General features: G+C 49.9%; 10 protein-coding genes and 1 pseudogene. 7 read left to right on the forward strand and 4 right to left on the reverse strand.

All coding sequences use genetic code 11. The features are described from left to right. Positions 1–32: 32 nt before the first annotated feature. Genes porD through dnaN form a run of 3 tightly spaced genes read right to left on the reverse strand, consistent with a single transcriptional unit; the run spans position 33 to position 2,935 of the window. Complete coding sequence (gene porD, locus PRU_RS04265; protein WP_013063128.1) at positions 33–938, reverse strand: type IX secretion system protein PorD; 906 nt, start codon at positions 936–938, stop codon at positions 33–35. After that, entirely contained in the window at positions 935–1,792 is an 858-nt protein-coding gene (locus PRU_RS04270; protein WP_013063885.1) for a 3'-5' exonuclease, read from the reverse strand. Before PRU_RS04270 ends, porD begins: the two co-directional genes overlap by 4 nt. A gap of 18 nt (positions 1,793–1,810) precedes the next feature. Then, the gene (gene dnaN / locus PRU_RS04275; RefSeq protein ID WP_013064994.1) at positions 1,811–2,935 is read right to left on the reverse strand and encodes a DNA polymerase III subunit beta; all 1,125 of its coding nucleotides are present in this window, start codon (positions 2,933–2,935) and stop codon (positions 1,811–1,813) included. A gap of 167 nt (positions 2,936–3,102) precedes the next feature. Here dnaN and PRU_RS04280 point away from each other — a divergent pair, with 167 nt between their 5' ends. Next, positions 3,103–3,486 (forward strand): DUF3127 domain-containing protein, encoded by a 384-nt coding sequence (locus PRU_RS04280; RefSeq protein ID WP_013065082.1) that lies wholly within the window; start codon positions 3,103–3,105, stop codon positions 3,484–3,486. Between the two features lie 258 nt (positions 3,487–3,744). Here PRU_RS04280 and PRU_RS04285 read toward each other — a convergent pair whose 3' ends face one another. Next, positions 3,745–4,455 carry a tRNA1(Val) (adenine(37)-N6)-methyltransferase gene (locus tag PRU_RS04285; protein ID WP_013063371.1) on the reverse strand — a complete coding sequence of 237 codons (711 nt, stop codon included), beginning with the start codon at positions 4,453–4,455 and terminating at the stop codon, positions 3,745–3,747. 102 nt (positions 4,456–4,557) lie between these two features. Here PRU_RS04285 and lon point away from each other — a divergent pair, with 102 nt between their 5' ends. From lon to galE, 6 genes and pseudogenes are all read left to right on the forward strand, one after another. Continuing rightward, entirely contained in the window at positions 4,558–7,014 is a 2,457-nt protein-coding gene (lon, locus tag PRU_RS04290; RefSeq protein ID WP_041385662.1) for an endopeptidase La, read from the forward strand. Continuing rightward, a complete protein-coding gene (tgt, locus tag PRU_RS04295) occupies positions 7,015–8,157 on the forward strand; it encodes a tRNA guanosine(34) transglycosylase Tgt (RefSeq protein ID WP_013065073.1) in 1,143 nt (380 codons plus the stop codon). Next, positions 8,154–9,335, forward strand: a complete 1,182-nt coding sequence (locus PRU_RS04300) for an LptF/LptG family permease (protein WP_013063248.1) — start codon at positions 8,154–8,156, stop codon at positions 9,333–9,335. The genes tgt and PRU_RS04300 overlap by 4 nt, the downstream gene beginning before the upstream one ends. Then, positions 9,335–10,489, forward strand: a pseudogene (locus tag PRU_RS04305) (DEAD/DEAH box helicase); the annotation flags it as partial. The gene PRU_RS04300 and the pseudogene PRU_RS04305, both read left to right, overlap by 1 nt. Before the next feature lie 206 nt (positions 10,490–10,695). Then, positions 10,696–11,529 carry a 4-(cytidine 5'-diphospho)-2-C-methyl-D-erythritol kinase gene (gene ispE / locus PRU_RS04310; protein WP_013064711.1) on the forward strand — a complete coding sequence of 278 codons (834 nt, stop codon included), beginning with the start codon at positions 10,696–10,698 and terminating at the stop codon, positions 11,527–11,529. Positions 11,530–11,540: 11 nt separating this feature from the next. Further along, entirely contained in the window at positions 11,541–12,581 is a 1,041-nt protein-coding gene (galE, locus tag PRU_RS04315) for a UDP-glucose 4-epimerase GalE (protein WP_013063716.1), read from the forward strand. Positions 12,582–12,796: the final 215 nt, after the last annotated feature.

A 12,796-nucleotide genomic window follows, 5' to 3' on the forward strand; every position in this document is an offset into this window, starting at 1 on the left:
ATTTTACTATTTGACAATTTACGATTTGACAGTTATTGTTTGATGGCTTCCCAACTATTGTTCTGGGATGCATTCAATCCCATCAGAATATCGTAGATACGTTGTTTCTCTTTTTGTGTACCTTTACCTTTGTAGATATTGGCCAGCTCATCTTTCTTGTAGTCGGTCCATGTCTGCGGCAACAAACTCAGCGGTTTGTTTTCGTGGGCCTGCTTCAGGTCGTTCTCGAGTGCTGCCGATATTTCTGTTCGGCCACGTTCGGCGTTATTGGTCATCTCGTCCAGCCCCTTGCGATAATAATCGTATTGCAACTGGCGGAAGGGCTTCATGCCTTCGTCCATATAGTCGTTGATAACGGCAAAGCGGTTGCGGTTGTCCTCGAACGATTTCCAACCCGTAAAGCCCAGGTTCTGAGCGTTGTTTACCAGCACCAGGCAGCGCTGCAGCACATCGGTTCCACCCATGGGCGCAAAGCTGTCGAGATCTAAACCAATCATCAGCAGGGCGTAGTAGGCTAGGAGAGCGGTCAGTTGGTTGTCGATGTTCTCTTCGGCAAAGCTCAACTGGTCGAACTGCTGGAACACGAAGTTAAAGTTGGCATCCCTATTATTATATAATGTAGTGTTATAGGCTGCATTAAAGACAGGGCGGTTGGCTTGTATAAGGGCGGTACACTCAAAGCGGTTCTCATCGCGAAGATACTTGTTTACGGTCAGGTTCAGGTTGCACTGGATACGTTCGTTTTTCTGAAACTGCAGGTCGGTCCATGCGCGCTCGTTCATAAACTGCTCGATGGTTTGCTGCAGGTTCTCAAACACGCTGTTATCGGTGCCTTGTATCTGACTGTGGTTCACACTAACCTTAACTTGCAGCTCTTGGGCATGTACGCCAAGAACTGCAAGTAGTGCTAGTATGGTTAAACAAGTATTCCTGATCATCCGTTAAGTTTTGACTCGCGAAGACGAATTCTTGTAAGTATTTGCTTGGTGTTATACGTGAAGTCGCCCGACAGAATCCAGCTGTAGTAGCCTGGGTCGATATGCAGCACGTCGGCTACAGGAATGCCCTTGTGCTTACCGAAGTTGAACACCTCGGTGAGGCGTGGGTTGCCCTGTTCGTCGAGTAGGGTGTTACCGTTGCGGTCCTTCATCTCGCCCCAAACGATACGACCGGCAAAATCCACGTTGTTGTTTACACGTGAGAATTCGGCCAACTTGTTCATATCGTTCTCAAGCACCTTCTCGGGATCCTCGTTAGCACCTGGTGCATACTTGTCCAGCTCGCCCATCAGCACACGGTAGGTGGCTTCGGTATCCTGGTCGGCACGGTGTGCTTCGAAGTCTTCCTCCATCTTGCGTCCGCAGTAGAACTTGTAGGCAGCAGCCAGATTACGGCGCTCCATCTTATGGAAGATGGTCTGTGCGTCGATCATCTTGCACTTGCTGAAATCAAAATCTACGCCAGCACGCAGGAATTCCTCAGCGAGTAGGGGAATATCAAAGTGGTTTGAGTTAAAGCCCGCAAAGTCGCAGCCAGTAAACTTCTCGGCCAGCACGGCGCCCAACTGCTTGAATGTGGGCTTATCCTTTACATCGTCGTTCGAGATACCCGTAAGCTGGGTAATCATCGGCTCGATGGGCTTTTCGGGGTTTACCAACTCGTTGCCACGCTCTTCGTGTCCGTCGGGATATACTTTTATATACGAGATCTGGATAATACGGTCCTTAACCAAGTCAAGGCCCGTAGTTTCCAGATCAAATATTACCAGAGGTTTAGTTAAATTCAGTTTCACCTTTACTTCTCCCGCTTTTTAGTCGTTAATAAGCATAGGCATCATCAGCATCACAACCTCCTGATTCTCAGGCTGCTCTGAAGGCAGAACCAAACCGGCACGACTTGAGTCGGCCAACTGGATAATCACGTCAGAACACTCGATGTTGCCCAGGATCTCGATAAAGGCGTTACCCTTGAAACCAATGCTCATTGGTGTACCGTTATACTCACAGGTCATGCGCTCTGTAGCGGTCTTCGAGAAGTCGTAGTCCTCAGCATCCAGCTGGAATGTAGAGCCTTCAACGTGGAAGCGTACCAGATTGCTCGAATCGTTAGCAAATGGCTGTACGCGGCGCAGGGCAGCCAGCAATGACAGACGATCCAGACGAACCTCGTTAGGATTGTTCTGTGGGATTACTGAGTTATAGTTGGGGTAGCGACCCTCGATCAGGCGGCACAGCAGCACACCATCGCCGTAGTTAACCTCGGCGTTGCGCTCGTCGAAGCGGATAGTAACATCGCCACCATCTTTACCCAGCAGGTTCTTCAGCAGGTTAGCGGGCTTCTTAGGCAGGATAAATGCCGATGGCTCCTCGCTCTTAATGGTGAATATCTTGTTGCGAACCAGCTTGTGCCCGTCAGAAGCAACTACTGCCAGGTGATCGGGAGTAAGATCGAAGTAGATACCGTTCATTACAGGGCGAAGCTCGTCCTGAGCGGTAGCAAAGATGCTGCGGTTGATATTCTCGGCCAGGATGGCATTAGGCAGAACGATGCTCTTAGCAAAGTCGCTAACTGGCTGTGCCACAGGGAATTCGTCGGCGTTGTCGACAGGCAGAGAGAACAAACCGTTTTGGTAAGTGATCTTTACCAGATTCTGCTCCAGATCCACGTCGAATGTGATGGGCTGCTCAGAGAAGCCTTTTACGGCCTCAAGCAGGTCGTGGTTGCCGATAGCAAAGCGGAAGTTGCCATCGCTTTCGGTCAGCTCCAGCTGTGTCTTCATCACGTTCTCTGAATCTGATGCAGTCAGATGCAGAACATTGTTTTCGATCTCGAATAAAAAGTCACCCAGGATGGGTAGAGCATTTTTACTGTTAATCACTCTCGAGAGTGCAACGAGCTTAGAGCTCAGTGCTGTGCTTGATAATGTAAAACGCATAGTTTATAGTTATTTTATTATTCTACATATTATATTATTGGTTACAAAATTACAAAAAAAAGTTGTAATGAGCAAAAAAAAGAGCAGAAATGTGCGTTATTCAAACTATTTTTAGTAATTTCGCACTCTGAAAACGATAAATTCAACAAAATAAAACAAAAAAGATAATGGAATTAACAGGTAAAATCATTGCGGTAATGGAAGCCCGCGGAGGTGTTTCGGCCCGTACAGGCAATTCATGGAAGACTCAGGAGTACGTTTTGGAGGTTCCTGGTCAGTATCCTAAGCGTTGCGTATTTAACGTATTTGGTGAGGACAAAATCAATCAGTTCAATATCCAGAATGGTGACGAGCTTACCATCCAGTTTGATATTGATGCTCGCGAATATAACGGTCGTTGGTATAACGATGTACGTGCTTACAGCGTTATTCGTGGTCAGCAGCCTGTAGCCGGTGCTCCTGTAGCAGCAGCTCCTTCAGCAGCTACATCGCCATTCCCACCAGCACAGGAGCCCGCTAGCGAGGGTTCGTCTGACGATCTGCCATTCTAAGAGATTTATTCCAAGAAATAAGGCGATAGTCCTCACGTTTGTGGGGACTTTCTTTATTTTACGAGAATCGGCATTATGATAAATAGGGGTTTAGTGGAGGGATTGGGAACCAGAATTGGATGCCGAATGTTTGGTGCCTGAAATGAGGCGCCTTATTTGAAAGATGATTTAGGGCACGAAATGGCGCTTTATTTCTGCGATATTTCGAACCAATGGTCAGGTTGGTTCAAAATATCGAAGTTTTGAAGCATTGTTAGATTATTTGATGTAGAAATCCTTAGTAAGATTATGATACCAATCGCTGCGCTGACCTGGGCATGATTCTAATACTTGCTCCTCGAAATTAACTTGTTCTACGGGATGCTTTCTGAATTCTACCAGATGACGTTTCGGGAGTTTATTGGGCGTAGTTTTAATCAGACAGATTCTAGTTAGGAATAATCCCTCGAAAGCTGCGGCAGACTCTACGTTATCCTGATTGTCGGCAGGAATAACCAGCGACAGAATGCCGTTTGGTTTCAGCAGTTTGCTGGCAGCGTGCATTAAGCTTTCGTACGTTAAACTTACAGCGTGACGGGCCAGTGTGCGCTGATCCTGCGGACACGTGAGAGAATCAACGAAATATGGCGGATTGCACACGATGGCATCATACCCTGCTTTGTCGTCTATTTTTGTAGCATCTTCTCTATTTATCATAATCCGGTCGGAAAATGGAGAACCTACTACATTTTCCTGGGCTTGCTGGGCGGCATCTTCGTCGATGTCAATGCCTGTAACCTGCGCCTCGGGAAAGCGCTGAGCCATCATCAGGGCTACCAGTCCGGTGCCCGTTCCAATGTCAAGAATACGTGCTGCTGCAACGGGTGCATTTGCCCATGCGCCCAGCAGTGTGCCATCAGTACCCACCTTCATGGCGCAACGGTCCTGATAAACAGTGAATTGTTTGAATTGAAAGCTGTTTTTTGCCATAATCGCGGCAAAGTTACTAATAATTTGTTAATTCTTGCCCCTTTCGTACGTATTTCTTAATTTTTATTAGTAACTTTGCACCCCGATTTAATAAATTTGAAAATGAGTAATCAGAATAACAATTCAGCATTTCAGATGATTGCTGATGTAGATGGAGATTTGAAGGATTTTTTGAATGTTCACACGCCCGACCGTGTGCCCATTCTGGCTTTGCGCAATATGGTTCTGTTCCCCGGTGTGGTAACGCCGATTCTTATTGGTCGTCAGACCAGCAAAGCTTTGGTTGAAAAAGCTGAGAAGAAAGGTTTGATAATTGGCGTTGTAGCCCAGCGCGATCCTGATGTGGACTATCCCGATAAGCACGACCTGTATGAGGTGGGTGTTTATGCCAAGGTGATGAAGCTCCTCACTCTACCCAATGGCAATATTACCGCCATTCTGCAGGGTCTGGGACGTTTGGAGCTGAACGAGATTGTATCTACCTCGCCTTATCTTGAGGGTGATGTAACTGCACTCGAGGAGGATCTGCCCGATCCAAAGGATCGTGAGTTTAATACGGCTGTGGCCGATCTTCGCGATATGGTTAGCAAATACGTTACGGTCTCGGATGAGATCCCCGACGAGGCCAGCTTTGCTATCAAGAATATCTCGAACACGGTGATGATGCTCAACTTTGTATGCACCAACATGCCGTTCAACTACAAGGAGAAGCAGAAACTGCTGGAAATCGGTCTCGTAAAGGAGCGCCTGTTTACCACCATGAAGATGCTGAACCGCGAGATTAACCTGCAGAACCTGAAGGCTGATATCCGTAACAAGACCCGTGAGGATATCGACGAACAGCAGCGTAACTACTTCCTGCAGCAGCAGATTAAGAATATGCAGGCCGAGATGGGTAACGGTGAGTCGCCTGAGAAGCACGAACTGCTTACCAAAGGCCGCTACAAGATGTGGAAGTACGAGATGGCCAAGTATTTTCGTAAGGAGTGCGATAAGCTGGATAACCTGAATCCACAGAGTCCTGAGTATAACGTGCAGCTTACTTACCTGCAGACGCTGGTAAACCTGCCTTGGGGCGAATATACCGTTGACGACCTGAACCTGAAGCGTGCCAAGCGTATTCTGGATAAGGACCACTATGGTATGGAGAAGGTTAAGGAGCGTATCCTTGAGTATATGGCTGTGCTGGCCCTGCGTGGCGATCTGAAATCGCCTATCCTGTGCCTCTATGGCCCTCCAGGCGTTGGTAAGACATCGCTGGGTAAGTCGATTGCCGCTGCCATGAAGCGTAAGTACGTACGTGTTTCGCTTGGTGGTGTACACGACGAGGCTGAGATTCGCGGTCACCGTCGTACCTACATCGGCGCCATGCCCGGACGTATCATCAAGAGCATCCAGAAGGCTGGCTCTAGCAACCCCGTGTTTATTCTCGACGAGATCGACAAGGTAACACAGAATACCCATAATGGCGACCCTGCATCGGCCCTGCTCGAGGTGCTCGATCCTGAGCAGAACAATGCCTTCCACGATAACTATCTGGATGTGGATTACGACCTCTCAAAGGTGCTGTTCATCGCAACAGCCAACAACCTGAGCACTATTCCTCGTCCCCTACTCGACCGTATGGAGGTTATCGATGTAAGTGGTTATATTACAGAGGAAAAGATTGAAATCGCAAAGCGTCACTTGATACCACGCGAGCTGGATAATACCGGTTTGAATATCAATTCAAGCCTGAAGCCTTCGTTCAATAAGGCTGCCATCGAGATGATTATTGAGCGTTATACCCGTGAGAGCGGTGTGCGCCAGCTCGAGAAGCAGATTAACAAGGCCCTGCGTAAGATTGCCTTCAAGCGCCAGATTGAGGACGGTGCCGAGTACAAGAAGATTACCCCCAACGAGCTGGAGGGACTGCTTGGCAAGCCACCTTTCTATCGCGATATCTACCAGGGCAACGATTATGCCGGTGTGGTAACTGGTCTGGCCTGGACTGCGGTTGGCGGCGAGATTCTGTTTATCGAAACCTCGCTCTCAAAGGGCAAGGGCTCTAAGCTCACACTTACCGGTAACCTGGGCGATGTGATGAAGGAGTCGGCCATCCTGGCTGTTGAGTACGTAAAGGCCCATGCCGAGACGCTCAACATCGACTACCGTGTGTTCGACAACTGGAACATCCACATCCATGTACCCGAGGGTGCTACACCTAAGGACGGTCCTTCGGCAGGTATCACCATCGCCACTTCTATCGCCTCTGCCCTCACCCAGCGTAAGGTGCGTAAGAACACCGCTATGACCGGTGAGATTACCCTGCGCGGAAAAGTGCTGCCCGTAGGTGGTATTAAGGAGAAGATTCTGGCCGCTAAGCGTGCCGGTATCACCGATATTGTGATGTGTCAGGAGAACGAGAAGGATATCCTGGAGATTCCTGATATGTACCTGAAGGGCGTTAACTTCCACTATGTGGAGAACGTGCAGGATGTATGGGATTTTGCCCTCACCGATGAGGTTGTAAAGAATCCGCTTGATTTCACCATTCCCGAAGAAAAAGAAAAGAAATAAATGAAGTTTGAAGTACAACATACCGATGCAGCCAGCGACGCCCGTGCGGGATTGATTACCACCGATCACGGACAGATCCAGACCCCTATCTTCATGCCTGTGGGCACAGTAGGTAGCGTAAAGGGTGTGCACTTTAGCGAACTGCGCGAGCAGGTTAAGGCACAGATTATCCTTGGTAACACCTATCACCTGTATCTGCGTCCCGGTCTCGACATTCTGCGCCAGGCTGGCGGTTTGCATAAGTTTAATACTTGGGATCGCCCTATCCTTACCGATTCGGGTGGTTTCCAGGTGTTTTCATTGACAGGCATTCGTAAGCTTCGTGAGGAAGGTTGTGAGTTCCGTAGTCATATCGATGGTTCGAAGCATATTTTTACCCCCGAGAACGTGATGGACACCGAGCGTGTGATTGGTGCCGATATCATGATGGCGTTCGACGAGTGCCCACCGGGACAGAGCGACTATAAGTATGCCGAGAACAGCTTGCGACTCACCCAGCGATGGCTGGAGCGCTGCGTAAAGCGTTTTAACGAAACCGAGCCCCTGTATGGCTACAACCAGACGTTGTTCCCCATTGTACAGGGCTGTACCTATAAGGATCTGCGCCAGGATGCTGCCAAGCACGTGTGCGATGTGCTGGCCAAGCTGAACGACGGCGGTGGTGCCTCGATTGGTGGACTGGCCGTGGGCGAGCCTACCGAGGTGATGTACGAGATGATCGAGGTGGTTAACGAGATTCTGCCTAAGGATCGTCCACGTTACCTGATGGGTGTTGGTACACCTCAGAACATCCTGGAGGGTATCGAGCGCGGTGTGGATATGTTCGACTGCGTAATGCCTACCCGTAACGGTCGTAATGCCATGCTCTTTACTTACGAGGGTACGATGAACATGCGTAACAAGAAATGGGAGAACGATTTCTCGCCTATCGATCCCGATGGCTGCGAGATCGACCGCATACATAGCAAGGCCTACCTGCACCACCTGTTCAAGGCCCAGGAGCTGCTGGCCATGCAGATAGCCTCGATTCATAACCTGGCATTCTATCTGCGCTTGGTGGGCGACGCCCGACAGCACATCATTGCAGGCGACTTTGTACAGTGGAAACGTTCGGTTATCGATCAATTAGGAAGAAGACGATGAAAGAAGCATTTCGTAAGATAAAACATTGGCTGCGATGGCTGCGCTGGCTTAAATGCCTGAGATGCCTGAAGGTGCTGAATCCGTTCAGATACCTTAAAAGGCTCGACCGCTACATCATAGCCAAGTTTATTGGTACTTACATCTTCTCGATTATCCTCATCATCTCTATCTCGATAGTGTTTGATGTGAACGAGAACCTGGCTAAGTTCTCTACCTATAACGCACCGCTCAAGGCGATTGTATTTGATTACTACGCCAACTTTGTGCCCTACTTCGCTAACCTGTTCTCACCGTTGTTTGTGTTTATTGCCGTCATCTTCTTTACCAGTAAGCTGGCGGGCAATAGCGAGATTATAGCCATGCTGGCAGCCGGTGTAAGCTTTAAGCGCCTGCTGCGCCCTTATATGATATCGGCGGCATTGATTGCTGCCGTTAACTTTTATCTGGGTGGCTATGTGATTCCTAAGGGCAACCAGGTTAAGATGGATTTCGAGGCCAAGTACAAGAACAAGGAGCGTAACCTTTCGGCCAGCAACGTGCAGCTGATGGTGCAGCCGGGTGTGATTGCCTATCTGCAGCAGTACGACGATGTGACCAAGACGGGTTACGGTTTCTCGCTCGATAAGTTCGAGAACAAGAAGCTGGTGAGCCACATGACGGCTTCGGTTATCCGCTACGATTCTATCAGCGACAGCCGTTACCACTGGAAGGCTCAGAGCTATAAGATACGTACGCTGAAGGGCCTGCGCGAGGAGATCGAATCGGGTGCCGTTATCGATACCCTGATACAGATGGAGCCTATGGACCTGGTGTTCTCGAAAGGACAGCAGGAAACCCTTACCTCTACCGAGCTGAGCGATTATATCTCGAAGCAGGTTGAGCGCGGATCGGTTAACGTGGTGCAGTACGAGGTTGAGTACCACAAGCGCATAGCCACCTCGTTTGCATCGTTTATCCTCACCATGATTGGTGTGTCGCTGTCAAGTCGCAAGCGTAAGGGCGGCATGGGTATGTACCTGGGTATAGGTCTGGCCCTGTCGTTCGGTTACATCCTGCTGCAGACTATCAGTGCCACCTTTGCCATCAATGCCGACACGCCTGCGCTGTTGGCTGCATGGATACCTAACTTATTATATGTAATCATAGCATACTTCTGCTACAGACAAGCCCCTAATTAATGAAATTTGAAGAAACATATTTGAACGATAATATTCTCGATGCGCTGTACGACATGCACTTCGAAGATATGACACCCATCCAGGAGCAGTGTATACCTGAGATTTTGGATGGATACGATGTGCTGGGTGTGGCCCAGACTGGTACCGGAAAAACCGCAGCCTACCTGCTGCCAATCCTTTCAGAACTCGACGATGGCGACTATCCCAAGGATGCCATCAACGCCGTCATCATGTCGCCAACCCGCGAGCTGGCACAGCAGATCGATCAGGCCATGCAGGGCTTTGGTTATTACCTCGATGATGTGAGCAGCGTGGCTGTTTACGGTGGTAACGATGGTAACCGCTACGATCAGGAGCTGCGCTCGATGCGTATGGGTGCCGATGTGCTGATTGCCACACCAGGCCGATTGCTCAGTCACCTCAAGGTGGGTAATCTCGACCTCTCTCGTTGCTCGTTCTTTGTGCTCGATGAGGCCGACCGCATGCTGGATATGGGCTTTATCGAGGATATCATGAAGATTGTAAAGGAGTTGCCTGCCAGCTGTCAGCGCATCATGTTCTCGGCCACCATGCCAAAGAAGATACGTGAGCTGGCCGTACAGCTGCTGCACAACCCCGTTGAGATACAGATTGCCGTATCAAAGCCCGCCGAGAAGATTCACCAGATGGCTTACGTGTGCTATGAGCCACAGAAGCTGAAGATTATTCAGGACATCTTTAAGAAAGGCGACCTGCAGCGCGTCATCATCTTCTCAGGTAAGAAGGAGCGTGTAAAGGAGGTTACCCGCAAACTGAAGTCGATGCACATTAACTGCGACCAGATGCACTCCGACCTCTCGCAGGCCGAGCGCGATGAGGCTATGTATCGTTTTAAGGCCGGACAGACCGATGTGCTGGTGGCTACCGATATTGTGGCCCGTGGTATCGATATCGACGATATCCGACTGGTTATCAACTACGATGTGCCTTCTGATAGCGAGGATTACGTACACCGTATCGGTCGTACCGCCCGTGCCGATCGCGATGGCGAGGCCATCACTTTTGTGAGCGACGATGACATGTACCGCTTCCAAAGCATCGAGCACTTCTTAGGTAAGGAAGTTGAGAAGCTGCCCCTGCCCGAAGGTTTGGGCGAGGCTCCCGAATATAAGAAACGCGAAAAGAAACCTACCAGTCGCCGCAACGGTCGCTGGCACTCCAAGGGCCACGGCGGTCACGGAGGTGGTGGCAAAGGCCACGGCACTGGCAAAGGCAAGGGCCAAGGCAAGCAGGGCCAAGGCAAACCCCAAGGCCAAGGCAAACCACAAGGTAAGCCCAAAGCCCCTAAAAATAATGTTTAATGTTTAATCTTTAATCTTTAATGATAACATTTCCTATAGCAAAGATCAATCTCGGTCTGAACGTTGTCGAGAAGCGTGCTGATGGTTATCACAACCTGCAGACGGTGTTCTTCCCCGTGCCCCTGCTCGATGCGCTCGATGTGCAGGAGATGGGCGCCGAGTTCCCCTCGCAGTATGATTGCGACCTGAAGGTGTCGAACATCCATATCGATGGCGACGAGCAGCGCAACCTGGTAGTTCGTGCCTACAACCTGTTGAAGCAGGATTTTCCTGATATGCCTCGCGTGCACGCGCACCTGTATAAAGGTATCCCCACGCAGGCTGGTATGGGTGGCGGATCGAGCGATTGCGGCTTTATGATTACGCTGCTTAACAAGATGTTTAACCTAGGGCTGAGCGATGAGCAGATGATACAGTATGCCGCCCGTCTGGGTGCCGACTGCGCCTTCTTTATCCTCAACAAGCCTTGCTATGCCGAGGGTATCGGCGAAAAACTGCAGCCCATACAGCTCTCATTATCAGGCTGGTATCTCTCGTTGGTTCGACCAGACATTCCGGTTTCTACCCGCGAGGCCTTCGCGCTCATAAAACCCCACTACCCCGAGTTTAACTGTAAAGAGGTAGTACAGTTGCCCGTTGAAGAGTGGCGTGGCAAACTAACTAACGATTTCGAGGACAGCGTGTTTGCTGTGCATCCCGAGTTAGGTGCCGTTAAGGATCGCCTGTATCAGCTGGGTGCCACCTATGCTGCCATGTCGGGTTCGGGCTCTACCCTGTTTGCCCTGTCAAAGCAGCCGCTTAATCTCGATGAGTTCGCTCAAGAGGGAACATTTATTACAACTATATCAATATAATTTAAAACATTATGAAACAAACAATCCTTGTTACTGGTGGAACCGGTTTTATCGGCAGTCACACCACTGTAGAGCTGCAGGAAGCAGGCTACGAAGTTGTTATCATCGACAACCTGTCGAACTCAAACGCAAATGTAGTGGATGGTATCGAGAAGATTACCGGCATTCGTCCTGCTTTTGAGAAGGTTGACTGCTGCGACATGGAGGCTCTCGAAGGCGTGTTTAAGAAGTACCCCAAGATCGAGGGTATCATCCACTTTGCAGCCTCGAAGGCTGTGGGTGAGAGCGTTGAGAAGCCACTGATGTACTATCGCAATAACCTCACATCGCTCATCAACCTGCTGGAGCTCATGCCTAAGTACGATGTCAAGGGTATCATCTTCTCATCAAGCTGCACCGTTTACGGTCAGCCTTCACCCGAGAACCTGCCTGTTACCGAGAACGCTCCTATCCAGAAGGCTATGAGTCCTTACGGCAACACCAAGCAGGTAAACGAAGAGATTATCCAGGATTACATCCACTCTGGTGCACCTATCAAGAGCATTATCCTGCGTTACTTCAACCCCATCGGTGCCCACCCATCAGCACTCATCGGCGAGCTGCCTAACGGTGTGCCCATGAACCTCATTCCTTTCGTTACACAGACTGCCATGGGTATCCGCGAGCAGCTGAAGATCTTCGGTAACGACTACAACACACCTGATAAGACCTGTATCCGCGACTATATCTATGTAGTTGACCTGGCTAAGGCTCACGTAAAGGCTATGGAGCGCGTGCTTGATAAGCCAGAGTGCGAGGCTGTCGAGGTATTCAACATCGGTACCGGTAAGGGTCTTTCAACCCTCGAGGTTGTAGAGGGCTTCGAGAAGGCCACTGGCGTAAAGGTTAACTGGACCTACGCTCCACGTCGCGAGGGCGATATCGAGCAGGTTTGGGGTAATGTCGACAAGGCCAACAAGGTACTTGGCTGGAAGGCCGAGACGCCTACCGAGGAGATTCTGCGCACCGCATGGCGCTGGCAGCAGCAGCTCCGCGAGCGCGGCATCCAGTAACTTCAAGATCCAAAGGAAGAACATCAGTGTTCTTCCTTTTTTAAATCCATTTCTTTTTTTTGCATCCCGGTAATGCGGTGCGCCTATTTTTGCAGGTTTCACCTGCCGGGGGATACCCCCGTACCCCAGTGCAGGGTTCACCCTGCACTCGTCCCAACCTCCTTAGTCCTCCTTATCTTAAGGAGGATCTCAAACCACTCCCCAAACCCCTCGCC

It is taken from the genome of Xylanibacter ruminicola 23 (assembly GCF_000025925.1).
Classification (GTDB): Bacteria; Bacteroidota; Bacteroidia; order Bacteroidales; family Bacteroidaceae; genus Prevotella; species Prevotella ruminicola.

Coding starts and splice junctions, on each gene's coding strand:
- lon (WP_041385662.1), top strand. CDS start 4,558: ATGAGTAATCAGAATAACAATTCAGCATTTCAGATGATTGCTGATGTA.
- PRU_RS04285 (WP_013063371.1), bottom strand. CDS start 4,455: ATGGCAAAAAACAGCTTTCAATTCAAACAATTCACTGTTTATCAGGAC.
- porD (WP_013063128.1), bottom strand. CDS start 938: ATGATCAGGAATACTTGTTTAACCATACTAGCACTACTTGCAGTTCTT.
- ispE (WP_013064711.1), top strand. CDS start 10,696: ATGATAACATTTCCTATAGCAAAGATCAATCTCGGTCTGAACGTTGTC.
- dnaN (WP_013064994.1), bottom strand. CDS start 2,935: ATGCGTTTTACATTATCAAGCACAGCACTGAGCTCTAAGCTCGTTGCA.
- PRU_RS04280 (WP_013065082.1), top strand. CDS start 3,103: ATGGAATTAACAGGTAAAATCATTGCGGTAATGGAAGCCCGCGGAGGT.
- PRU_RS04300 (WP_013063248.1), top strand. CDS start 8,154: ATGAAAGAAGCATTTCGTAAGATAAAACATTGGCTGCGATGGCTGCGC.
- tgt (WP_013065073.1), top strand. CDS start 7,015: ATGAAGTTTGAAGTACAACATACCGATGCAGCCAGCGACGCCCGTGCG.
- galE (WP_013063716.1), top strand. CDS start 11,541: ATGAAACAAACAATCCTTGTTACTGGTGGAACCGGTTTTATCGGCAGT.